This is a genomic window from Candidatus Alistipes pullistercoris (assembly GCF_027665465.1).
GTDB lineage: Bacteria > Bacteroidota > Bacteroidia > Bacteroidales > Rikenellaceae > Alistipes_A > Alistipes_A hominis.
On the sequence record NZ_JAQDED010000003.1, the window covers coordinates 119318 to 140944 of the forward strand.

General features: G+C 55.2%; 20 protein-coding genes and 1 pseudogene. 10 read left to right on the plus strand and 11 right to left on the minus strand.

Features of this window, described 5'->3' with window-relative positions; genetic code table 11:
- The first annotated feature begins 226 nt into the window (after nucleotides 1-226).
- Entirely contained in the window at nucleotides 227-1192 is a 966-nt protein-coding gene (locus tag PGR91_RS06090) for a hypothetical protein (RefSeq protein WP_055204541.1), read from the plus strand.
- Between the two features lie 437 nt (nucleotides 1193-1629).
- On the plus strand, nucleotides 1630-2598 hold the full coding sequence (locus tag PGR91_RS06095) for a hypothetical protein (RefSeq protein WP_101570726.1): 969 nt from the start codon (nucleotides 1630-1632) through the stop codon (nucleotides 2596-2598).
- A gap of 340 nt (nucleotides 2599-2938) precedes the next feature.
- Here PGR91_RS06095 and PGR91_RS06100 read toward each other — a convergent pair whose 3' ends face one another.
- Nucleotides 2939-4171, minus strand: coding sequence for an energy transducer TonB (locus PGR91_RS06100; protein ID WP_182424154.1), 1233 nt, complete (start codon nucleotides 4169-4171; stop codon nucleotides 2939-2941).
- On the minus strand, nucleotides 4168-4740 hold the full coding sequence (locus PGR91_RS06105; RefSeq protein WP_101570722.1) for an RNA polymerase sigma factor: 573 nt from the start codon (nucleotides 4738-4740) through the stop codon (nucleotides 4168-4170). The genes PGR91_RS06100 and PGR91_RS06105 overlap by 4 nt, the downstream gene beginning before the upstream one ends.
- A gap of 117 nt (nucleotides 4741-4857) precedes the next feature.
- Here PGR91_RS06105 and PGR91_RS06110 point away from each other — a divergent pair, with 117 nt between their 5' ends.
- On the plus strand, nucleotides 4858-6699 hold the full coding sequence (locus tag PGR91_RS06110; protein ID WP_118656543.1) for a vWA domain-containing protein: 1842 nt from the start codon (nucleotides 4858-4860) through the stop codon (nucleotides 6697-6699).
- 100 nt (nucleotides 6700-6799) lie between these two features.
- Here the strand turns inward: PGR91_RS06110 and PGR91_RS06115 are convergent, their stop codons facing one another.
- A complete protein-coding gene (locus tag PGR91_RS06115) occupies nucleotides 6800-7330 on the minus strand; it encodes a DJ-1/PfpI family protein (RefSeq protein ID WP_055204054.1) in 531 nt (176 codons plus the stop codon).
- A 167-nt stretch (nucleotides 7331-7497) separates the two neighbouring features.
- Here PGR91_RS06115 and PGR91_RS06120 point away from each other — a divergent pair, with 167 nt between their 5' ends.
- Nucleotides 7498-7839 (plus strand): winged helix-turn-helix transcriptional regulator, encoded by a 342-nt coding sequence (locus PGR91_RS06120; protein WP_101570721.1) that lies wholly within the window; start codon nucleotides 7498-7500, stop codon nucleotides 7837-7839.
- A gap of 174 nt (nucleotides 7840-8013) precedes the next feature.
- Here PGR91_RS06120 and PGR91_RS06125 read toward each other — a convergent pair whose 3' ends face one another.
- The 8 genes and pseudogenes from PGR91_RS06125 to PGR91_RS06160 all read right to left on the minus strand — a co-directional run bounded on the left by PGR91_RS06125 (nucleotide 8014) and on the right by PGR91_RS06160 (nucleotide 15944).
- The gene (locus PGR91_RS06125; protein ID WP_101570718.1) at nucleotides 8014-9183 is read right to left on the minus strand and encodes a MalY/PatB family protein; all 1170 of its coding nucleotides are present in this window, start codon (nucleotides 9181-9183) and stop codon (nucleotides 8014-8016) included.
- 3 nt (nucleotides 9184-9186) lie between these two features.
- Nucleotides 9187-10620 (minus strand): MATE family efflux transporter, encoded by a 1434-nt coding sequence (locus tag PGR91_RS06130; protein WP_118656545.1) that lies wholly within the window; start codon nucleotides 10618-10620, stop codon nucleotides 9187-9189.
- A gap of 18 nt (nucleotides 10621-10638) precedes the next feature.
- Complete coding sequence (locus tag PGR91_RS06135) at nucleotides 10639-11505, minus strand: DUF3737 family protein (protein WP_101570716.1); 867 nt, start codon at nucleotides 11503-11505, stop codon at nucleotides 10639-10641.
- A gap of 11 nt (nucleotides 11506-11516) precedes the next feature.
- A complete protein-coding gene (locus PGR91_RS06140; RefSeq protein ID WP_118656547.1) occupies nucleotides 11517-12086 on the minus strand; it encodes a DapH/DapD/GlmU-related protein in 570 nt (189 codons plus the stop codon).
- A gap of 15 nt (nucleotides 12087-12101) precedes the next feature.
- Complete coding sequence (locus PGR91_RS06145) at nucleotides 12102-13148, minus strand: cyclophilin-like fold protein (RefSeq protein ID WP_118656549.1); 1047 nt, start codon at nucleotides 13146-13148, stop codon at nucleotides 12102-12104.
- Nucleotides 13149-13388: 240 nt separating this feature from the next.
- Nucleotides 13389-14210, minus strand: a complete 822-nt coding sequence (locus tag PGR91_RS06150) for a carboxymuconolactone decarboxylase family protein (protein ID WP_118656551.1) — start codon at nucleotides 14208-14210, stop codon at nucleotides 13389-13391.
- An 11-nt stretch (nucleotides 14211-14221) separates the two neighbouring features.
- Nucleotides 14222-14602 (minus strand): annotated as a pseudogene (locus PGR91_RS06155) (putative quinol monooxygenase); the annotation flags it as partial.
- Nucleotides 14603-14858: 256 nt separating this feature from the next.
- On the minus strand, nucleotides 14859-15944 hold the full coding sequence (locus tag PGR91_RS06160; protein WP_101570709.1) for an alpha/beta hydrolase: 1086 nt from the start codon (nucleotides 15942-15944) through the stop codon (nucleotides 14859-14861).
- Between the two features lie 167 nt (nucleotides 15945-16111).
- Between PGR91_RS06160 and PGR91_RS06165 the strand changes: the two genes are divergently transcribed.
- The 6 genes from PGR91_RS06165 (at nucleotide 16112) to PGR91_RS06190 (ending at nucleotide 21578) form a co-directional block, all read left to right on the plus strand.
- On the plus strand, nucleotides 16112-17008 hold the full coding sequence (locus tag PGR91_RS06165) for a helix-turn-helix domain-containing protein (protein WP_055204077.1): 897 nt from the start codon (nucleotides 16112-16114) through the stop codon (nucleotides 17006-17008).
- 19 nt (nucleotides 17009-17027) lie between these two features.
- Nucleotides 17028-17861, plus strand: a complete 834-nt coding sequence (locus tag PGR91_RS06170; RefSeq protein WP_118656553.1) for a helix-turn-helix domain-containing protein — start codon at nucleotides 17028-17030, stop codon at nucleotides 17859-17861.
- Nucleotides 17862-18167: 306 nt separating this feature from the next.
- A complete protein-coding gene (locus PGR91_RS06175) occupies nucleotides 18168-18983 on the plus strand; it encodes a helix-turn-helix domain-containing protein (RefSeq protein ID WP_118458636.1) in 816 nt (271 codons plus the stop codon).
- Nucleotides 18984-19096: 113 nt separating this feature from the next.
- Nucleotides 19097-19663 carry a DapH/DapD/GlmU-related protein gene (locus tag PGR91_RS06180; protein ID WP_118458668.1) on the plus strand — a complete coding sequence of 189 codons (567 nt, stop codon included), beginning with the start codon at nucleotides 19097-19099 and terminating at the stop codon, nucleotides 19661-19663.
- 2 nt (nucleotides 19664-19665) lie between these two features.
- The gene (locus tag PGR91_RS06185) at nucleotides 19666-20820 is read left to right on the plus strand and encodes an aldo/keto reductase (RefSeq protein ID WP_118656555.1); all 1155 of its coding nucleotides are present in this window, start codon (nucleotides 19666-19668) and stop codon (nucleotides 20818-20820) included.
- A 356-nt stretch (nucleotides 20821-21176) separates the two neighbouring features.
- Nucleotides 21177-21578: a hypothetical protein gene (locus tag PGR91_RS06190; RefSeq protein WP_228385773.1), complete on the plus strand. Its 402-nt coding sequence runs from the start codon at nucleotides 21177-21179 to the stop codon at nucleotides 21576-21578.
- Nucleotides 21579-21627: the final 49 nt, after the last annotated feature.

Consider the following 21627-nt stretch of genomic DNA (forward strand, 5'->3'; position numbering starts at 1 on the left):
ACCTTTCGGTACTGCAAATGTATTTTCAGAGAACGGCATATTGGTGTCGTTTATAAAGTATTTAAATTCAAATATTTTCTAATAAAACAACCCGGGAGTCGGGAACGGTGCGATTTTCGCAACGCGCTCCGGATGGAACCGCCCTGTTTTGCCGACCGGCGCAGCGATCGCCTTCGCGGTTTCTTTTTGGGATTAAAAAGTAAAAAACATGGATACGACGGAAATGATGATGACCGACAAGCTGAATTCCGGCCTGATCGAGTCGATGAAAGAAAAGATTCCGGAGGGAGCCAACCTGGCGAACCTGTTGATGGATATACTGTATATAGGTAAAGAGGCCGTTTACCGGAGGCTGCGGGGCGAAGTGCCCTTTACGTTTACCGAAGCCGCGGTGATCTCGCAAAAGTTGGGCGTATCGTTGGATCAGCTGATCGGCGCCAACTTCGGCGGGAATGCGCTGTTCGGGCTCAATATCGTGCATTATGCCGATCCGGTCGAGACGTATTACGCGATGATCGACGGTTATGCGAAGATTTTCCGGGAATTGAAACGAGAGCCCGAGTCCGAGCTGGCGACTTCGTCCAACATCATTCCGCAGACGCTTTATATGAAGTACGATATGTTGTCTCGTTTCCGGCTGTTCAAATGGATGTACCAGCATGACAAGATCGACTGCACGAACCATTGTTACGACGATCTGGTGCTGCCGGAAAAGTTGTTGCAGCGGCAAAAGGAACTCGTCGACGAGGCGCAGCAGTTCGAATCGACCTGCCATATATGGGACAGCATGATTTTCCAGTACTTGGTCAACGATATCAAATATTTTACGAAAATCCACCTGCTGACCGAAGATAACGTGTTTCAACTGAAAACCGAACTGCTCCAATCCCTCGATGAGTTGGAGGAGATCGCCATGAAAGGGAAATTCGCATCGGGGAAAGACGTTCATATTTACATTTCGAACATCAATTTCGAGGCGACGTACAGTTATGCCGCGTCGAAGTACCGCCATGTCAGCATGATCCGGATATACGCGATCAATTCCATTACATCGCGCGATACGGAAGTGTTCGGCAACTTGAAGGAGTGGATCCGTTCGCTGCGGAAGTTTTCCACGCTGATTTCCCAGAGCGCGGAAATGCAGCGGATTCAATTCTTTAAAAAACAGCGCGAGATTATCGCGGAATTGTAGTGTAAGGGTTTCCGCAACTCTGCGGAACGTCTTGTTGCGAAAAACGAAAATACGGTAGTTGAAAAGCAGCCGGGTTGCATTATGCGGCCCGGCTGTTTTTTGTGCGGTGCAATATTAGAAATCGTTCGTTTCGAATCCTGCGGATACGGAAACTTTTATTCGAAGCGGAAGACGCATCTTTGTATGGATGAGAAAAGGAGGGAAAAAAAACGGCGCGGTCGATCGCCGGACGGGCAGTCTGCCGGTGCCGGGTATCGTGCAGCGAAAGGGAGCCGGGCGTGCGGATGGCGCAAGCAGGAACAGCGGGAGATGCGCGCGCCTGATTCCGAAAATACCGGTTTCTCCGGTCCGCGGAGCCGCTGATCCGTCCCGCGAGTTCGGGCGGCGCTTCCGGGCGTAGAATGAAATGACTTAATGAACGACAAAAACAAAAAACAATGAAAAACGAGATGGTTAATGAATTGATCGGAGTCATGCGGGAACGGATTCCCAAAGGCAGCAACCTGGCCAATTCCCTGATGGAGATCCTATGTATGGGTAAGGAGGCCATTTACCGTAGGCTGCGGGGCGAGGTCGCCTTTACGTTCGAAGAGGTTTCTCTGATCTCGCAGCATCTGGGCATTTCGCTCGACAAAATTGTCGGACGCCGGATGCTCAACGATACGATGTTCGACCTGAACCTGCTGCATACAGGGGATCCGATCGAGAGTTATTACGAAATCCTGGTGCGTTACGCGAAATTGTTCGACCTGCTGCGCGACGATCCGACGGCGAGCGTGGCGACGGCTTCGAACCTGATTCCGTTTACGTTCTATTCTCCGTACGAATGCCTTTCGAAATTCCGTCTGGGCCGCTGGATCTACCATCACGGTAAAATGAAGCCTCCCGCCAGCCTGTCCGACCTACAAGTGCCGGACAAAGTGCCCCAGATGCACTGGAAACTCAGCGCAAGCATCCGGCAGTTGTCCCACACCAGTTTTATCTGGGATTACAACATATTCCGGTCGATCGTCAAGGAGATCCGTTATTTTGCCGGACTCGACCTGCTCTCCGCCGAGGACGTGAGAAATATGAAGAAAGAATTGGGACTGCTGCTGTCGGAACTGGAAGCCGTGACGACGACCGGAGAGTTCAGCAAGGGACATTCGCTGGCGATCTACCTGTCGGATATCAATTTCGAGGCGACTTACACGTATGTCGAGAAGGGCGATTTCCAGGCCTGCCTGTTCCGCGTTTATTCGATCAACTCGATGGATTCGCAGAATCCGCGCATGTGCAACATTCAGAAAAACTGGATACAGTCGCTCAAACGTCATTCGACGCTGATCTCGCAGAGCAGCGAGATCCAGCGGAGGCAATTTTTCAACGAACAGCGGGAGATCGTCGAAAGCCTGCAGGAAGCTTGATTCGTTCTTTGCCGAAAACGGGCGAAGGCCGGGCCGTATGTATGTACGGGTCGGCTTTTTTGCGTAACGGGACGTACTGTATCGTTTCGTGTACCATGTCCGGACGTGCTCGTTGAGAAGCGGAAATTTTTACGTTCGATGCAGACCGTCAGCCGGGACGGTTTCCGGTGACGAATCCGTTGCGGGCGGCAATGAGCGCGGGGTACGCCGCCCGGACGGAAGAGTTTCCGACCTGTCTGCCGGAAAACGGGATTCCGGGAGGCCCCCGTGAAAGCGGAAAGAGAAAGGAACAGTCGCTCTTGGCGGTTGCATCCGGCGCGGAAAACGGTTCGGTCCGAGGTCAGAACCGGATGTCGAGGCGAACGAAGCCTTTGCCGGGCGTCCAGTCGGGGCCTTCCCGCACGAGGCGGACGGCTTCCCGGTCGGCTGCGGCACCCAGGCTGCGGATCACTTCGATGTCGACGGGGCGTCCTGCGGAGTCGATCCTGAAACGGAGAGTTACTTTGCCGTGCGGTAGGTTCCCGTCGTCCGGATAGACTTTGTGCTCGTCCAGATACCGGAGATAGGCTTTGTGTCCGCCGACGGGGATGGATTTGCGGACGTCTTCCTGTCGTGCTTCGGGTTTCTGCGTACCGTAGCCTACGACGATGCATTCTGTCAATTGCTCGTCGTCCTCCTGCAATGCGAGCCGTATCGGGCGGGAGGTGTCGGCCGGTATTTTTTCGGTGCGATATCCCAGGTAGTTGATTTCCAGTGTGTCGGTTCCCGGAATTTTGGATAGCGAGAAATTTCCGTCGCTGTCGGTTACGGTGCCTTTGCCGGGTCCGGAAGCGACGGTGGCTCCGATAAGCGGCGTGCCGTTTCTATCGGTGATCCGGCCCCGTACCGATGCGGGTCTCCCGATTTTCCGGAAGATTCTTTCGGAATCGGATGCCGGGGAGACCTGAACGGAGGATTGCATTTTCTCCGGGCGGTCGCTGCGTTCGGCGGCGATGTCGGCAGCGACCGGCAGGGCGGCCTCGTCCTGCGAAAGGCTTTCTTCGGAAGGAGCCGGCGGCGGAGTGCCGGCGACGGTTTCGCCCGGCCGGGATTTTTCGTTTTCGGCGTATTCTGCCTCTTGTTTCGCAAGGGGCGCCCGGTCTTCGGCTGCGGGCGTCTCTTCCGGATAGACCGACGGCGTTTCGGCGGCGGTTTTTGCCTCCGGGCGGGATTTTTCGGGCGTCGCGGCGGCGAGTACGACGGAATCGGCCGGAACGGAGCGTTCGGGCGTATCCTGCCGCAGTGCAATCGCCGGTTCCTGCATCGGAATATTCCGTAGCGTCAGCAGGTATCCTCCCGCGCCGGCGCACAGCAACAGCGCCGCCGCCGCGCTCCAGTAAATCCTGCGCCGCAGTTTTCCAGCGGCGCCCGTCACCCGGCGCTGCATTCGCCGGATCGCATCGGTCGGATCGCCCGGTACCGCATCGTATCCTTCCAGCGCATCGTGCAGGAACGGATCGTCCATCGCTTCGCGTTCGATGCGGCGGGCTTCCCTACCCTTGCGGTTTCCGGTTATGTAATCGATCAGTTTCATCGTTCCGTCCGTTTTTCGATGCAGATTTTCAAGTTGCGTTTCCCGTTCTGGATGTAGCTTTTGACGCTTTTCAAGTGCCATCCGGTCGCTTCGGCGATATCGGCGTAGGACATCTCTTCGAAAAAGAAATGCCGGATGCTGATCCGCTGCGGTTCGGGCAGTTCCTCGAGGCAGGCTTTCAGCGGTTCGTTCCGCGATACCGCTTCCGGTTCGTCCAATAGATGCGTAATTCCCGCCGATTCCATAAATCGCGCGTCCGGTTCGTGCGGAATTTCCCGTTTCGTTTTACGCAACTGCTGCAGGCAGTGATTTTTCGCCGCACTGTAAATCCATGTCCGGAATTCGCGGATTTCGTACCGTGCGATTTTGGGTTGCAGCTCTTCGAACAACGCCATTACCGCATCTTCCGCGAGATCCTGCCTTTGCAGGTATTTCAGGCATACGCCGTACAGCAACGGTATATACCGGCTGTACAGCGTGCCGAAGCAGCTATCCTGTCCGGTTTGGCGAAGCCGTCGCAGCAATTCGTCGTCGTCCGGTTCCCGGGTATGGGTCTGTGCGAAAAACAAGCCTGTTTTTGTTTTAAAGGTAGCTATTTTTACGGTTCGTCAAAAAATTTCCGGGTAATTTATGGAATTTCCGTGCGGAAGGCATCTATCAGGCAAACGAACCTTAAAACATGGATTATGAAAAAAGGAATTTTAAGAAAAACGCTGGTTGCGGCTTTTATGCTGCTGGCTGCGGCGCCGCTGCTGCGGGCCGAACGAATCGACGTGAGCGGACGGGTGACCGATGCCGACCGGACCCCGCTGCTCGGGGTAATCGTCAGGGCGGGAGCGGCCGACGGCGTGCTTACCGACGTAAATGGAAATTTTTTGGTGAAAGGCGTCGAACGCGGGAGTATGCTTACTTTTTCGTATATCGGGTATAAGACCCGTTCGGTAGCCGCCGATTCGGTTCGGCTGCACGTGGTTCTCGAGAGCGATAACTTGCAACTGGAAGAGGAGTGCGTAGTCGTCGGTTACGGGACGGAGAAACAGAGCCTGCGGGCGGAGCGTATGCCGCGGGCGGTTTTCGCCGCGGATTGCGGCCTACCCCTGCCCGCGCCGGTTGCTGGAAACGGCGAAGCGTACGCCGCCTTTGCCGAAAATCGGTTCCGTCCGGCGCAGTCCGAACCGCTGTCCACCTTTTCGATCGACGTGGACGGAGCTTCTTACGGCAATCTCCGGCGCATGATCGGCAAGGGTGAGACGCCTCCGCAGGACGCGGTGCGGATTGAGGAAATGGTCAATTATTTCACCTACGGTTATAAAAAGCCCGAGGGGAACGATCCGGTGGCTATTTCGACCGAAACCGGGATTTGCCCGTGGAACGAGGCGCACCGGTTGGTGCGGATCGGTATCAAGGCGCGGGAGATCGCTTCCGAGGCTTTGCCCGCGTCCAACTTCGTGTTCCTGATCGATGTTTCGGGATCGATGTACGGCCCCGACCGACTCGGGCTCGTCGTTTCTTCGATGAAGTTGCTGATCAACAACCTGCGCGACAAAGACCGCGTCGGCATCGTTACTTACTGCGGCAGTGCGAAAACGGTTCTGGAGTCCGTGCCGGGCAGCGAAAAACAGAAAATCAGGGACGCGCTCGAACAACTCGAGGCCGGCGGTTCGACGGCCGGCGGCGCGGGGATTCAGAAGGCTTACGACCTGGCTCGGCGCAGTTTTATCGACGGCGGTAACAACCGGGTGATCCTTTGTACGGACGGGGATTTCAACGTCGGCGTTTCGAGCGAGGCGGAACTGGAACGGTTGATCGCGAAGGAGCGTCAGAGCGGCGTTTTTTTGACGGTTCTCGGTTACGGGATGGGGAATTACAAGGACGGAAAGCTGCAAACGCTGGCCGAAAAGGGTAACGGCAACCATGCCTATATCGACGACCTGCAGGAAGCGAACCGCGTGTTGGTGAACGAATTCGGTTCGACGATGCACACGGTTGCCAAAGACGTGAAATTGCAGATCGAGTTCAACCCGGCTCGGGTTCAGACTTATCGTCTGATCGGATACGAAAGCCGGTCGCTGAACAAGGAAGATTTCAACGACGACACGAAAGACGCCGGTGAAATCGGCGCCGGGCACTGCGTGACGGCCCTTTACGAAGTGGTTCCGGCGGGTGCGGCGGGGAACGTTCCGGGTAGTGTCGATCCGCTGAAATACCAGTCGGCCGCTCCGGTTCCGTCCTATGCGGGGCCCGATTCCGAGATGCTGACCGTCAAACTCCGTTACAAGGAGCCGGACGGAGACGTCAGCAAAAAAATGGAGGTCGCCCTGGTCGATTCGGGCGGAGACCGGGTGTCGTCCGATTTCCGTTTCGCTTCGGCCGTGGCGATGTTCGGACAGTTGCTGCGCAATTCGGATTTCCGAGGAAAAGCCACGTACGACGATGTGATCGCGCTGGCCCGCCGGGGACTCGACGACGATCCGCAGGGATACCGGCGGGAGTTTATCCGGTTGGTCGAGACGGTGAAAAACCTGTAACGTTCGAAACCGGGAATACAAAACGGGGAGGCGTGAGACGAGCGCCTTCCCGTTTCGTATTCAGGATATGGTCGTGTGAGGAACGACCGGTTGCCGGTAGTTACTTTTTCAGTTCCTCCACGACTTTCGGCAGCATCGTCCGGATGGTGTGTTCGTCTTTGGCCGTGTAGAAATTGCCGTCGGTCACCGAATCTTCGTCGGTGGCTTTGCCTTTTTGAATGGCGGTTTTCGCCAGCGGATGCAGCGCCAGTTTCCGGCCGGCGGTTATCCCGGCGAACTCGAACATCATCGCGGCGGCGCAGTGCCCGATCATGATTTTCCCTTTTTCGCCGAATGCTTTCAGTACGGCCATCAGGTCGACGTTGTACGGTTTCTCCGCGTTTTGCTGGAAGACCGGCACGGCGTCGCCGCAGGCGAATACCAGGGCGTCGAATTCGTCTTCGCGTCCTTTGAGGTGGGCGATCACGTCGTCGGCGACCAGCGCGATGCCCGAATTGCTTTTGATCTCTTTCGAATTCGCTACGGCGAATACTTTGCAGGGAATCCCGTTTTCATAAAATGTTTCCAGGTACTCGAACAGGCCGAACCCGTTTACCGGATTGACGGCCACGACAGCTACTTTCTTTGCCATGACGTTTGATTTTTTTAGTGAAACAAAAGTTATCTTTCGTAAGTTCGTTATATTTGTGAACAAATGTAGCGGAAACGAAAAGTAAAAACAAGAAGGCACTTGCAGATAAGTAAGTTACACGCATGTAACCGTTGCTGATCTTCAGGGAGTCGTTATCAGAAAAAATCATGCAAAATTTTCATCGCGACGGAATATGTCCGATCCGGGACGTGCTGAGCCGGCTGGGCGACAAGTGGTCGTTGCTCGTGCTCGTTTCGCTGCAAACGAACGGAGTCATGCGTTTCGGCGATTTGCAGCGGTCGATCGGCGACGTGTCGCAACGGATGCTGACGGTCACGCTGCGCACGCTGGAGGCGGACGGAATCGTGGAACGGAAAGCTTATGCCGAGGTGCCTCCGCGGGTGGAATATCGTTTGACCGACCGAGGCCGGAGTCTGATGCCGTGTCTGAACGGACTGGTGGAATGGGCGCAGCGGCACGCGGACGGCATCCTGGAAAACAGAAAGTAGAAGCGACGCATCCGCCCTGGTTCGACGATACGATCGAAGAGGTGCTATGCGAAAATTCTGGGCGTGCATTGGGCGACGGCCTCTCCCGGACGCAGATAGGATGGGTGGGTCGTATATATTTGATCTAATGGTGATTATGTTTCGATGCCCGATTTCAGATTATCTCCGGCCGATTCAATCCCGGCGGCGCTCCAGGACACGTACCGTCCGTTCCAGTCCGTCGGCAAGCAGCGTCCGGGGACAGGCGATATTCAGCCGGATGAATCCTTCTCCGCCGGGGCCGTACAGCGTGCCCGAATTGACCATCAGTTTCTGTTCTTTCTGCAAACGCAGGGCCGTATCGTCCGAGCCGATACCGGTCGCCCGGCAATCGATCCAGACCAGGTAAGTTCCTTCGAGCGGCAGCACGGGGTATTGCGGCAGTCGTTCTTCGAAAAAGCGGCGGAGGTATTCGTAGTTTCCCCATAAATACTTTCGCAGGGCGTCGAGCCACGCCCCGCTTTCGTCGTAGGCCGCTATCGTGGCTGCTACGCCGAACGGGTTGACGTCGCACACTTCGTTGATGTTGACGGCGCGGTCGATGCGGCGGCGAACCTGTTCGTCGGCAGCGACGATGTCGGCGATTTGCAGCCCGGCCAAATTGAACGCCTTGCTTGGGGAGACGCAGGTCGCGGAGTTCATTAGGAAGCGTTCGGACAAGGAGGCGAAAGGCGTATAGTCATGCCCTTCGTAGGTCAGTTCGCAATGGATTTCGTCCGCAACCACGAATACCCCGTGCCGCAGGCAGATGTCGCCGATACGCCGCAGCTCTTCCGGCGTCCAGACCCGTCCGACCGGGTTATGCGGGTTGCATAGCAGCAGCAGCTTCGCTTTCGGATCGGCGGCTTTCGCTTCGAGATCGTCGAAATCGACCGTATAGCGGTTGTCCCGGTAAACGAGGCGATTGGCCGACATTTCGCATCCGTCGTTGCGGATCGACGAGTAGAAACAGTTGTAGGCCGGGGTCTGGACGATCACCCTGTCGCCCGGAACCGTCAGGGCTTTGATGATCGCCGACAACGCCGGAACGACGCCGCTCGTATAGACGATCCACCGGGGATCCACCTGCCAGCGGTGACGGTTCCCGAACCACCGCACGACGGCATCGTAATAAGCCTGCGGCACTTTGGTATAGCCGAAAATCCCGTGCGCCACGCGCCGTTGCAAGGCTTCGATAACGGCGGGAGCGGTACGAAAGTCCATATCCGCCACCCACATGGGCAGTACGCCCTCTTCTTCGGGGGTATCCCATTTGTAGGAGTTCGTCCCGCGACGCGGGATAATTGTGTCGAAATCGTATTTCATAATTTATTTTTTTATCCGTAATTTATAAATCCAGTTACCGCCCCAGAGTCTGACTAAGAATATCGCGCCCCGGAAACAAAGTTCGATGCACATGGCGAGCCACACGCCGCGCAATCCCATCGCGGGAGCGAGCCATGCGGCCAACGTCAATCGGACGCCCCAGATACTCGCGAAATTCATCAGGCTGGGAACCGACGTGCTACCCGCTCCGACGAAAACGCCGTAGGCCACGATGGAAGCTGCGAACATCGGCTCGGCAAAAGCTTCGATTCGCAGTATTTCGACTCCCAGTACGCGGATTTCCTCGACGGGCGTCATCACGCCGATGATTTGCGGAGCCGCCATATACATCAGCGCGCCCATGATTCCCATGACCGACATCCCCGACCAGACGGTGATGTTGGCGAAACGCCTGAGCAACCGGATCCGGTTCGCTCCGAGACTTTGTCCGACCAGTGTCGTAGCCGCTTCCGCGATGCCGTAGCCGGGCATGTAGCAAAGGCTTTCGGCTATGATGGCGAACGAGTTGGCGGCTATCGCGACGATGCCGAGCGGGGCGACGATAACCGTCGTCATGATCTGCGCGCCGCAAATGGCCGCGTGTTCGAATCCCATCGGCAGGGCGATGCGCACGGCTTTGCGCAACGTATCCTTTCGGGGCACGAGAAGCCCCCGTTCCCCGGACAGTTTCAGCAGGGGCGACCGGAGGCAGAGATACCACATCATCCCTCCGCCAGTCGCCAGTTCGGCGAGCACCGTTCCCAATGCCGCGCCTTCCACGCCCAGGCCCGCACCGGGTACGACGAAACTGAAGTCCAGAATCTCCATTTGCCGTGTCGGGAAGATCAGAAAGAAATTGAACACGACGTCGAGCAGGCACATCAGTACGTTCAACAGGCTCGGCACGCGCATGTTTCCGCTGCACCGCAACATCCCGCCCGCAAGGAAATTCAGTTGCAGGGCCGGCAAAAAAAGCGAAAATATCCGAAAGTAAACGGACGAATCGTGCCGTATGGCCTCGTCGCCGCCCAGCCAGCCTGGAAGCGCTCCGCCGATGGAGACGCCGACGGCCGCCAGCAAAGAACCGAATATAAATGTAGCCGCAACGGATTCCCGGAGCACCTTTCTGGCCCCTGCGAAGTCGCCGGCCCCGATCCGGTGCGCCACCTGTACGGAGAACCCCGTTGCTGCGGTCGCGCACAGTCCCCAGAACAGCCACGTCGTGGTCGATACCAACCCGATGGAGGCCGATGCGTTCGCCCCCAGGCTCCCTACCATCGAAGCGTCGATATACTGCATCGCAATGGAAGACAACTGGGCCATAACGGCCGGCGCACTGAGGTAGGCGGTCAATCGCAACTGCTGCCCCAGCGTCATCTTTTTTCCTTCGCGGATGAGCGATAAAAGGTAATCGGTATTGTCGTTTCCCGTTCCCATCGGCCTGTCCGGAAATTATCAGGCGGAGAAACAAGTCCGTTCGTCCCGGAGTTTCAGCGCGCAGTCGGCAGGAGCCTTGATATGCTTGTCGAGGATAATCTCGCCGTAACTCTCGGCGATTATGCGGCCGCTGCGGGGATTCTTCACGCTGCGGACGGGGCTGTCGATCGTGGCGTGTACGCTGCTGTACTCGAAAGCCAGGTCGCAGTCGTCGGCCATCACGCAGTTCTCCAACACGAGGTTTTCCGCATAGCACAGGGGCTGCGTACCGGAAATTCTGCAATTCACCAGACGCAGGTTGCGCGAGTGCCAGCCCAGGTATTCGCCGTTCAGCTCGGAATCGTAAACCGTCACGTTTTCCGTTTCCCACAAAGCGTCCTTCGTCGTGATTTTGGCATTGCGCAGTTCCATGTTCTTCACATACTGGAACACGTATTTGCTGTCGCTTTCCAGTCCGTCGATGCGGAGTCCGTTGCAGAACATAAACGGATAAGTTCCTCCGTGCAGCTTCAGATTCTTTATGTTCAGCCGGTTGCACCGCCAGAACACCTCGTCGGCGTCGGTCATCTCCACATTTTCGATCTCGATGTCATGCATCTCGCGGAACATCTTGGGAGCGTCGATCCGCGTATCGGTCATTTTCAGGTGGTCGGAATACCACAGGGCGGAACGGGCGCCGACATCGAAGAAGCATCGGTCGATGGCGAAGCCGTGGACGTGCCAGAAAGGATAATTCCCTTCGAACCGGCAATTGACGGCTTCGATGTTGCTGCACTCTTTAATGGCCGACTCTCCGGCGCGGACGGTTACGTTCTCCAGCCGGAGATCGTGCGATTCGAACAGGGGGCGCTCGCCTCCGAATTCCGTATTCGAAATAAGTTTCATCGTTTATCGTGTTATTCGTTTTTGATCGATTTGATGAGCCGTGCCGGAATACCGCCGACGACCGTATTCGCCGCCACGTCTTTCGTTACTACGGCCCCCGCTGCCACGACGGCATTGTCGCCGACGGTTACGCCCGAAAGAATCGTGGCGTTCGACCCTACCCAGACGTTTTTTCCCAAAACGATCGGGGCGGGATAAGTCGTTTTACGGTCTTCCGGAGCGAGTCCGTGATCGAGCGTGGCGAATACGACGTTGTGCCCGATTTGGCAGCCGTCGCCGAGGGTTACCCCGCCGTGATCCTGAAAGTGGCAGCAAGCGTTGATGAACACTTCGTCTCCTACGGCGATGTTCTTACCGAAGTCCGTATAGAACGGCGGGAAGACGCGGAGCGACGGCGGAACCCGGTAGCCGAACAGGTCGGAAAGCAACCCGCGCACTTCGTCCGCCGTATGGAAGGATGCGTTCAGCCGGAAGGTGACGCGCCTCGCCTCGTTGCTCATTTCGTCCATAAAACGGCGAATCTCCTCCGAGTCGAGCGCCTGGCGCGTCTTCGCGTATTCTTTGAAAGTTTCGATAGTCATGTTTTGTTCGTTATCTTATTGCCGTTCGAATTTTACCCGCACATCGCCGGCGACACGCAACGCCTCGATGCCGTCGCCGTCGATATGTCCGATTTTAATCAGGTCGTTGCTCCGCGATCCGTTCTTGCAAAAAATCGCCACGTTACCCCACGGCGCGTAGATCGTGATGTCGCCGGGTATGGGGACGCAGCCGCGCGCGGTGCCGGCGGTCGTCAGTGCCGGGGAAGGATAGAAAATCTTTTCGGTCGTCTGGTTGTAGTCCTTCAGCGTCACTTCCAACGGCAGGCGCGAAAGGAAATCCCGTGCGGCGGCATTGTCTTCCATCGTGGCGGTAATCGTGCGGTCGCCGACCGAGATGTTTACGTTCGGCGATGAGATGCCGGGTGTGACCGGTTCTTCACGGCCGGCGCCGATTTCGTCGAGCCATTCCGCAACGCGGCCCTCCATCTGGGAAAGTGTCGAGGAGGTCAGCAGCAACGTTCGATCGACGAAGGTCGCTTCGGGACAGAGCGACCGCGCTTCGCCGATCGAAGCGGATATGCCGCTGCCGCCGCTCGTGGCGAACAGGGCGATCCGCTTGCCGGCGAGTTTCGAGGCGTGTTCGTGCAGGAAAGCCTGCATTGGCGTCGCCATGCTGCCGTACCAGATCGGATAGCCGACGAACACGATATCGTAACCGTCGAAGCTGTCTACCGAAGTGCCGACGGCCGGATAACGGCCTTGCTCGATAGCGGCCAGTTCCTCTTGCGCTCGCTCCAGCATGGCGTTATAGTCGTTCTCATAAGGCATTTGAGGTTCCACCTCTATCATGTCGCAGTCGAGTGCCGTCCGGATCTGTCGCGCCATACGTTCGGTATTACTCGTGCGCGAACTGTAAAGTACCAGGTATCGGCCGCTGCCTTCGGGAGCGAGCGTATCGGAATCGTCCGTATCGTCTCCTCCGCCGGGCTGTTCGGGAGTTTCGGGCTGTCCGGGCGTAAACGGTTCGTTGTCGGAACCCCCGCAGGCTACCATCGACAGAACGGCGAGCAGCAGGAACGGAAGCAATAGTAATTTTTTCATCTCTCTTTATTTATATTATTTATTTGATACAAAAGTAGATTGTCCCGGTCGTACTTTTTGTAGATAATTCCCCGGTTTATATACCCGAATTACGGATTGTGCTTCCGATTGCAAAAACGTCCCGTCGTAACAAAAGAACTCCCGTAATACGATCGATTACGGGAGTCTGTTTTCGGTATGCCCGTATTCATTTCGGACATTCGATGCCGTAGAGCCGTTCGACCTTCGCCGGCGAACCTTTTATCGCTGGTCGAGTTGACCGTATTCTTCGTCCGTAACGGGTTTGAGCCACTCGTTGGAAGCGTTCTCGCCGGGAACCTCGAATGCAAGATGGGCGAACCAGCTATCGGCCGCCGCCCCGTGCCAGTGCTTGACATTCGCCGGAATGTGGATGACCGTGCCGGGAAGAATCTCCACGGCCGGCTTTCCCTCTTCCTGATACCAGCCGCGCCCGGCCACGCCGATCAGCATCTGTCCGCCGCCGTTCGTCGCACGGTGGATATGCCAGTTGTTCCGGCAGCGGGGTTCGAACGTGACATTGGAGATCGATACCTGCTCGCGCGAAATCGGGGCGAGGTAGCTGTTGCCGGTGAAATACTGGGCGTATGCCGTATTCGGTTCGCCGATCGGGAAAATCATTTCGCGCTGGAAAGCGGCCTTGGCGTCCTCTCCGGCTGTATCCTCGGCCCACACGCCCTTTGCCAGGTTGAATGCCGCCCACGCTTTCGGCCAACCGGCATAGAAACCGATGTGGGTGATAATTTCGGCGATCTCCGTGCGGGTGATTCCGTTCTTTCTGGCCGACTGAAGATGGAAAACGAGCGAATTGTCCGTAATGCCTTGACTGATCAGGGAAGCGATGGTCACTACACTGCGGTCGCGCAGACCGAGTTTATCGGTGCGGCTCCACACTTCGCCGAAGAGGACGTCGTCGTTGAGTTCCGCGAATTTGGGGGCGAACGCTCCGAGCTGGTCGCGCCCGGCCGTTTGTACGATTTTTTCCTGGGCCATAACGTTGATTGTTAATATGCTGAATACTGAAAATAAAAGGAATTTATTCATAATCGTTTCGTTTATTGGATGAAGTTATTGATGCGGTTTGCTGGGTTGAGCGGCGTCTGGTCGGAGAGCACGAGCGTCTTGACCATATGCAGCGTTCCCTGTTTGTACTTCTGAAAATGCTCCGATGCAACGTGTGATTCGTAAGCCTCGCGGCTCGCATAGGTTTCGAGAATGGTTATCCTGCGGGGATTCTCCTTTTCGCTGACCGCATACATGGTCAGCACCCCCGGCTCGGTACGCAGGGAGATTTCGCCCACTTCGGTCGCATACTTCATATACTCGTCGAGATATTCCGGATAGACCTCTACTTTCGACAGCCGCACGATGCCGTCGGCCGCCATCGGCAGTTTGGCGCACATGCCGGGTTGCTTATCCAGATTCAGACATTTGCCGCATGACGGCAGGACGAACAGAGACAGAAAGCCTATGATTGTTTTGACCATAATCAGTTTTTATAAACCTGTTTTATTCGTCGATCTGACTTTCGGCGAGGTGACCTATCAGATCGATTTGCGCGTATTCCCGGTCGAACGTTTCCGTTTCCCAGGCCGACGGACGAATCATTCCCGCTCCGAGCAAATTGTCGAGATGGTCGGAATGGGCCTTAGCCGTCGCCGTTCGGTAAGCGGGATTTCGGCAATCGGAATCCTATTTTCCTTTCAAGGCTTCCTTAAAAAAAACGTCTATTTTGTCGAAAGGTATGACATCGAGGTTGTCGTAAAGATCGACGTGGTTGGCTCCGGGGATAATCAGCAGTTCCTTGTTGTCTCCCGTCAGCCGTTTGTAGGCGTCTTCGCTGAAATAACGCGAATGGGCCTCGGCCCCGTGTATCATCAGTACGGAGCTGCGTATTTCGCCGATGTAGGAGAGGATCGGCATATTGACGAATGCCAGGGAACTGGTTTTGATGATTCCCTCGTTTGAATTCGGCGACCGGCGGTGGTAGCCCCGTTCGGTCTTGTAATAGTCGTGGTATTGACGGACAAAGAGCGGAGCGTCTTCGGGAACCGGGTCGACTACGCCGCCGTTACGTTCATAACTGCCGTTGCCGTAGTCCTTGCTGCGTTGGGCGTTCAGTTGTTCGCGCAACTTGTAGCGATCGTCGGCGCTCATGGCGTCGAAATATCCGTTGGCATTCACGCGGCTCATGTCGTACATGGTGGAAGTGACCGTAGCCTTGATGCGCGGGTCGTTGGCTGCGGCATTGAGCGCGAACCCGCCCCAACCGCAGATGCCGAGAATGCCGATGCGCCCGGGATCGACATCTTCGCGGGCGGTCAGGTAATCGACCGCCGCGCTGAAATCTTCCGTGCTGATTTCGGGCGAAGTGAGGTAGCGGGGCGCGCCGCCGCTCTCTCCGTAAAACGAGGGGTCGAATGCGACGGTCAGAAAGCCGCGCTCGGCGAGGGTCTGCGCATAACGGCCCGAAACCTGCTCTTTCACCGCCCCGTAAGGGCCGCTGACCGCGACGGCGGCCAGGCGTCCCCGCGCATTCTTCGGTTTATACACGTCTGCGGCGAGCGTGATGCCGTAACGGTTGTGGAAAGTGATTTTCGAGTGTTCCACTCGGTCGCTCTGCGGGAAGGTCTTGTCCCACTCCTGCGTTAATTCCAATGTGTCCATGTCGGTCGATTTTATGTTTTTTAACGTTGTCTTTCCCGATGCCGCGACGTTCGTGAAAGCCAGAAACGTCAGCAGGCCCAATGCCGTTTTCAAAAAAACTCTGCCATCCATAATTTTCAGTTTTTATTAAACTTCCGATTGCAAAATTACCGCGATAAAACGGCGGGATTGTATACGATTTACCGATATTCATACCCGAATCCCCGATTCTGCAGTGAGGCCGTGCGCCGTTTGAATTAAATAAGTTATTTTTGCTCGAAAGAAAACCGTTCAGACCTATGGAAGAGATTATAAAACTCGACGAAGTAGACAAGTACAACAAATTTTTCGGACTCGAGACGCGGCATCCGCTGGTAAGCGTGGTCGATTTGTCGAAAGCGACGCGGTGGCCCGAGCATTTCAGGATCAATTATTGGGTGTATGCCCTTTTCCTGAAGGATACCCGTTGCGGCGACATCATGTACGGCCGTCAGAGTTACGATTATCAGGACGGGACGATCGTTAGTTTCGCGCCCGGACAGGTCGTGGAGACCGAGATGTCGCAAAATACCCGGCCGAATGCCCACGGTATCCTGTTCCACCCCGACCTGATCCGCGGAACGGCGCTCGGTCAGGAGATCCGGAATTATTCCTTTTTTTCTTACGAAACCCGCGAGGCGTTGCACCTCTCGGAAGAGGAGCGGCAAACCGTGATGGATTGCCTGTATAAGATCGAAGCGGAACTGAAGCACGGCATCGACAAGCACAGCCGCCGGCTGATTACGGCCAACATCGGGCTGTTGCTCGACTACTGTATGCGTTTTTACGAACGGCAGTTCACCACGCGCGAAGAGGTGAACAAAGACATCATCGTCCGTTTCGAACGGTTGTTGGACGACTATTTCGACAGCGAGGCCCCGTTGCAGGAGGGACTGCCGACCGTCAAATACTTTGCCGACAAGGTGTTTCTTTCGGCAAACTATTTCGGCGATATGATCCGCAAGCAGACCGGACAGACCGCTTCGGAATACATTCAAAACAAGCTGATCGAACGGGCCAAAGAATCTTTGCTGTCGACCGATAAGACGACGAGCGAGATTGCCTACGGCCTGGGCTTCCAATACCCGCAGCACTTGAGTCGGATGTTCAAACGGGTTACGGGTTGCACCCCCAACGAGTTCCGCTCGCGGAAATAGTCTTTATGCGGAAAAGGCGATGAGCGACTTGCAATTTCCCGGTCTCTATATCGGCGAAGCTGCCGATCTCCGTCCGGCGCTCCCGTCCCTCGTCCGATGCGGATACTATGCGCTGGTCATGGCGGCGGATGTTTCCGAATCCGGGACGAAATACGGCCGGCAGTACTACGATTACAACTGCGGGACATTGATCTGCCGCCATCCGGACGCTGCATATGCAGGACTTCCGGCCTTCTGCCTGTGGGCGGTTGCATTCCACCCCGATCTGTTCGAGGGCTGCGTACAGGAGAAACGGGCCGAAGAGTATACGTTTTTTTCGTATGCTCCCGCAGAAGCGCTCCACGTATCCTGCGAAGAACGTCGCATCCTCACCTCCTGTTTCGACGATCTGCGCCGGGAACTCCGTCACGGTGCGGATCGCTACACGCGCGCGATTCTGACCCGGCATATCATCCGGCTGCTGGATTATACGACCCGCTTTTACGAGCGGCAGTTCATCACCCGGAATACGGCGAACGAAGCCCTTGTCTGGGAGTACGAAGCCTTTGCCGACCGCTACCTCACCGACGGAAAATGGGCGATACGGGGCCCTCTTACCGCCGCACGTTGCGCGGAACGGCTCCGGTTGTCGGAAGCTTATTTCGAAGACCTTCTCGAACAGGAACTCGGGCACACGCATCATTGCCACATGCAACTCAGGCGTATCGAGATCGCGAAACGGAAATTGCGCCTGTCACAGGAACCGCTTTGCCAGATCGTACGAGAACTCGGATTCCCTTCGGTGCAATATTTCGGCTTTCTCTTCAAGAAAATGACCGGACTTTCCCCCGGCGAGTATAAAAGAATAAATTGAGTTGATAAATTTGGACAGGTCTTGTCCGATCCTATCGGCTCTTTGTCGAAGCGGATTCCGAACGTAGATCACAACGTTGGTTACGTATTCCTGTCGCTTTATGTCGTACAGATTCTGGGTGATAAAGGAATCTTCTACGGGACATCTATTTCTATGTAAAAAACAAAGATAATGATATGTTAATACTATACAAGTCTTTTAACGTCACTAAACTCAATAGATAAAAAATGAGCTTTACAACAGATAAGCTTTACAACAGATAATAATAGACGCAACTCGTTATTTTTGCAAAAAATAGAGATTGATATGGAACAACTGAATGTATTTGACTGCTCGAATGTCCTTATAGCAAGTTTTTTCACAGATGACAGAGGCTGCGCCCACGAGAATCGGGAACACACGCTGATCTACCTGTGTTCAGGCGAACTTGAAATCGAGGAACGCGGCAAGAAAACGATATTGCATCCGGGCGAGTGCGCGTTCATGCGGCGAGACAACCGCATGTGGTTACAGAAACACGCCGACGAGGAGCATCCTTACCGCTCCGTCGTGTTGAAATTCACGAAACCGTTTCTGCGGGAGTTCTACCAGACACTCGACAGAAAAGAGATTCCTATGGAATCGAAGCGTGAAAAAGTGAGCTTGCGTGTATTGCCGAATAACCGTCCGGACATCCGCAGCTTGTTTGAGTCGGTTGTCCCCTATTTCGATGCGGGCGTGAAACCCTCCGATGACGTGTTGAAACTCAAGATGATCGAGGGGGCTTATGTCTTACTAAACACGGACAAGAATCTCTACGCTTCACTGTTCGATTTCGTTGATCCGTGGAAAATAGACATCATCGACTATCTGAACGATAACTACATGTATGACCTGTCGATGGAAGAGATCGCAAGTTATACCGGTCGCAGTCTGGCGACGTTCAAACGCGATTTTGCCAAAGTTAGCGACTTGACGCCGCAGAAATGGATCATTAAACGCCGGTTGGAGGCCGCACACGAGTTGATAAAGTCCGGTAAGAAGCGGGTAACGGAAGCCTGTTTCGATGTCGGGTTCAAGAATCTTTCCCATTTCTCGAAAGTTTATAAGGAAACATACGGTTATGCTCCCAGTATGATTTGAGCTGGAAGAAAATCGGAATGAACTTCACGACAAAGTTGTTTGAGCCTCGCAGCAAAATGGTTGCGAGGTTTCCTTTTTACCTTTGCATCAGAATATTAAAAACAAAAGAAGTTATGAATGATATTTTTGCAAAGGACTTGAACGGCGAAATGGTCTCGCCTAATGACGCAGGTTACGAAAAGCTGATTGCAGACATCTTCGCCACGATGAAAACGGCGACGGAGATGAACACGGGCTATCGCACGCCTGAAGAGGTACACGAGTATATGGGGCGCATTCTCGGCAAACCGCTCGATAAGAGCACCACCGTATTGCCGCCTCTCTACATCGACTACGGCAAGCCCGTGACCGTCGGCAAGGGATGCTTCATCCAACAATGCTGTACTTTCTTCGGTCGCGGTGGCATCTCCATCGGCAATGATGTTTTTATCGGCCCGAAGGTTAATCTCATAACCATCAATCACGATGTCAATCCCGACAACCGCAGTGCCACCTACGGCCGCCCGATCGTCATTGAGGACAAGGTGTGGATCGGTATCAACTCTACGATATTGCCGGGCGTTAGGATCGGCTACGGAGCCATCGTCGGCGCCGGCAGCGTGGTGACGAGAGACGTGCCGGCCATGACCGTCGTAGCGGGCAATCCGGCAAGAATCATCAAAACGATCGAAAAGAAATAGATATGGAAGAGAAAAAGGGAATGAGCCGGCGCAGTTTTTTGAAGACTGCGGCCGCAGTAGGAGCGGCACTGACTATTCAGCCCGCAATAGATAAGGTAAAAGCCGCCAATGTCGCATTCAACGGAGAAAACGCATTGTCCACGGAAAAAGGCGGTATGCCGCACCGTACGCTCGGCACGGGCCGGGCGGCTTTCGAAGTGTCCGCTATTGGCTTCGGCGTGATGGGCATGACCTACAACCGTAGCCAGCACCCGGACAAGAAGCAGTGTATCCGCCTGCTACATGAAGCTGTGGAACGTGGCGTAACGCTTTTCGATACGGCCATCATCTACGGGCCGCTGACCAACGAGAATCTGGCAGGCGAAGCGTTGGCGGAGTTCAAAGACAGAATCAACGTGACGACCAAATTCGGACACGAAGTCATTGACGGCAAAGGCACGGGGCGTCAGGACAGCCGTCCTGCAACGATTCGCAAGTATTGTGAGGATTCGCTCCGCCGCCTGCGGCTCGACACGCTGCCTATGTTCTACCAGCACCGCGCCGACCCGAACGTACCTGCCGAGGAGGTGGCGCAGACCATTGCCGACCTGATGAAAGAGGGCAAGGTGCAGCACTGGGGCATGTGCGAGGTCAGCGCCGACACCATCCGCCGGGCCCATACCGTATGCTCGCTGACAGCCATTCAGAGCGAATACCACCTGATGCACCGCGACGTGGAGACGAACGGCGTGCTGAACACCTGCCGCGAGCTGGGTATCGGCTTCGTGCCGTACAGCCCGATCAACCGGGGATTTCTGGGCGGTTGTATCAACGAGTACACGGTCTTCGACCCGACGAACGACAACCGTCAGACCCTGCCGCGTTTCCGGCCGGAAGCGATACGAGCCAATACGCGCATCGTGAATGTGCTACAACAGTTCGGTCGCACGCGCGGCATGACTTCTGCGCAGGTGGCTCTCGGTTGGCTGTTGCAGAAAGCCCCGTGGATCGTGCCGATTCCGGGAACCACGAAACTCTCGCATCTGGAAGAAAACTTGCGCACGCTCGATTTCGACCTCGCAGCGGAGGAGTGGCGAGAACTCGAAACAGCCGTCGCCGCCCTTCCCGTCGTGGGCGACCGCTACAACGCCGAACAGCAGCGGCAGGTGGGACGATAATGTAAAGTATTTACTATAATAGATTATCTTATGAAACCATAGTTGGCGGAGGATAGGCGGAAGACGCCACCGGTGAGGATGCAAAAGCGGTATTCCAGCGCGAAATGATTTTCCCCATCGGAGAAGTGTAAAGCACTGGCATGGCGCAGCAGCCGACAGTTGGTTTGCGCACCTCGCATTTGACGTTCCCGGAGAAAAAACATCCAACGAGTGGCTCGAACCCGTAACCGACGAAGAGTACGACAAATTACAATAATCTTGAACTTACGAACGAAGTAAATTGAGCCTCGCAGCAAATACGTTGCGAGGCTTTGCTTTTACCTCTGCATCAAAGGAATAACTAAAAAATATCAGATATGAAAACGAAAATATTGCTTCTGTTCGCGTGGCTCATGGCGACTGCCACAGGATGTTCCGCTGATGAATCTCGTAAGGATTTGTCGGATATGCCTCCGGCCGAGAAACTGGAAGAACCGGTCGCTCCTGCCGGTAACCGCAAGGCACAGATCGTCTATTTCTCCCATACGGGCAATACGCGGACAATAGCCGGTTATATTCACGACATGGTAAAGAGCGATATGGTGGAACTCGAAACCGAGGATACTTATACCGATATTACGATACGCTGTTGGCGCAAATCCGTCAGGAGGTCGCAGATGAGTATTGTCCGCCGTTTGCGACACGCAGCGAAAACATGCTGGATACGGACAAACGATATGTTCCGACCTTGTTCGATTTCAGCGGAACATGCGGAATGAATCTGCTCGACCTGTTGCGAAAAGAAGAGGATGTTGAAATCAAGTGGCA

What these genes read in the sequence shown, in the direction of transcription:
- PGR91_RS06170 (WP_118656553.1), top strand. Translation starts at nt 17,028, where the DNA reads ATGAGCGACTTGCAATTTCCCGGTCTCTATATCGGCGAAGCTGCCGAT.
- PGR91_RS06090 (WP_055204541.1), top strand. Translation starts at nt 227, where the DNA reads ATGATGACCGACAAGCTGAATTCCGGCCTGATCGAGTCGATGAAAGAA.
- PGR91_RS06135 (WP_101570716.1), bottom strand. Translation starts at nt 11,505, where the DNA reads ATGAAACTTATTTCGAATACGGAATTCGGAGGCGAGCGCCCCCTGTTC.
- PGR91_RS06125 (WP_101570718.1), bottom strand. Translation starts at nt 9,183, where the DNA reads ATGAAATACGATTTCGACACAATTATCCCGCGTCGCGGGACGAACTCC.
- PGR91_RS06130 (WP_118656545.1), bottom strand. Translation starts at nt 10,620, where the DNA reads ATGGGAACGGGAAACGACAATACCGATTACCTTTTATCGCTCATCCGC.
- PGR91_RS06095 (WP_101570726.1), top strand. Translation starts at nt 1,630, where the DNA reads ATGAAAAACGAGATGGTTAATGAATTGATCGGAGTCATGCGGGAACGG.
- PGR91_RS06180 (WP_118458668.1), top strand. Translation starts at nt 19,097, where the DNA reads ATGAATGATATTTTTGCAAAGGACTTGAACGGCGAAATGGTCTCGCCT.
- PGR91_RS06115 (WP_055204054.1), bottom strand. Translation starts at nt 7,330, where the DNA reads ATGGCAAAGAAAGTAGCTGTCGTGGCCGTCAATCCGGTAAACGGGTTC.
- PGR91_RS06120 (WP_101570721.1), top strand. Translation starts at nt 7,498, where the DNA reads ATGCAAAATTTTCATCGCGACGGAATATGTCCGATCCGGGACGTGCTG.
- PGR91_RS06145 (WP_118656549.1), bottom strand. Translation starts at nt 13,148, where the DNA reads ATGAAAAAATTACTATTGCTTCCGTTCCTGCTGCTCGCCGTTCTGTCG.
- PGR91_RS06140 (WP_118656547.1), bottom strand. Translation starts at nt 12,086, where the DNA reads ATGACTATCGAAACTTTCAAAGAATACGCGAAGACGCGCCAGGCGCTC.
- PGR91_RS06190 (WP_228385773.1), top strand. Translation starts at nt 21,177, where the DNA reads ATGAAAACGAAAATATTGCTTCTGTTCGCGTGGCTCATGGCGACTGCC.
- PGR91_RS06110 (WP_118656543.1), top strand. Translation starts at nt 4,858, where the DNA reads ATGAAAAAAGGAATTTTAAGAAAAACGCTGGTTGCGGCTTTTATGCTG.
- PGR91_RS06100 (WP_182424154.1), bottom strand. Translation starts at nt 4,171, where the DNA reads ATGAAACTGATCGATTACATAACCGGAAACCGCAAGGGTAGGGAAGCC.
- PGR91_RS06165 (WP_055204077.1), top strand. Translation starts at nt 16,112, where the DNA reads ATGGAAGAGATTATAAAACTCGACGAAGTAGACAAGTACAACAAATTT.
- PGR91_RS06150 (WP_118656551.1), bottom strand. Translation starts at nt 14,210, where the DNA reads ATGAATAAATTCCTTTTATTTTCAGTATTCAGCATATTAACAATCAAC.
- PGR91_RS06175 (WP_118458636.1), top strand. Translation starts at nt 18,168, where the DNA reads ATGGAACAACTGAATGTATTTGACTGCTCGAATGTCCTTATAGCAAGT.
- PGR91_RS06160 (WP_101570709.1), bottom strand. Translation starts at nt 15,944, where the DNA reads ATGGATGGCAGAGTTTTTTTGAAAACGGCATTGGGCCTGCTGACGTTT.
- PGR91_RS06185 (WP_118656555.1), top strand. Translation starts at nt 19,666, where the DNA reads ATGGAAGAGAAAAAGGGAATGAGCCGGCGCAGTTTTTTGAAGACTGCG.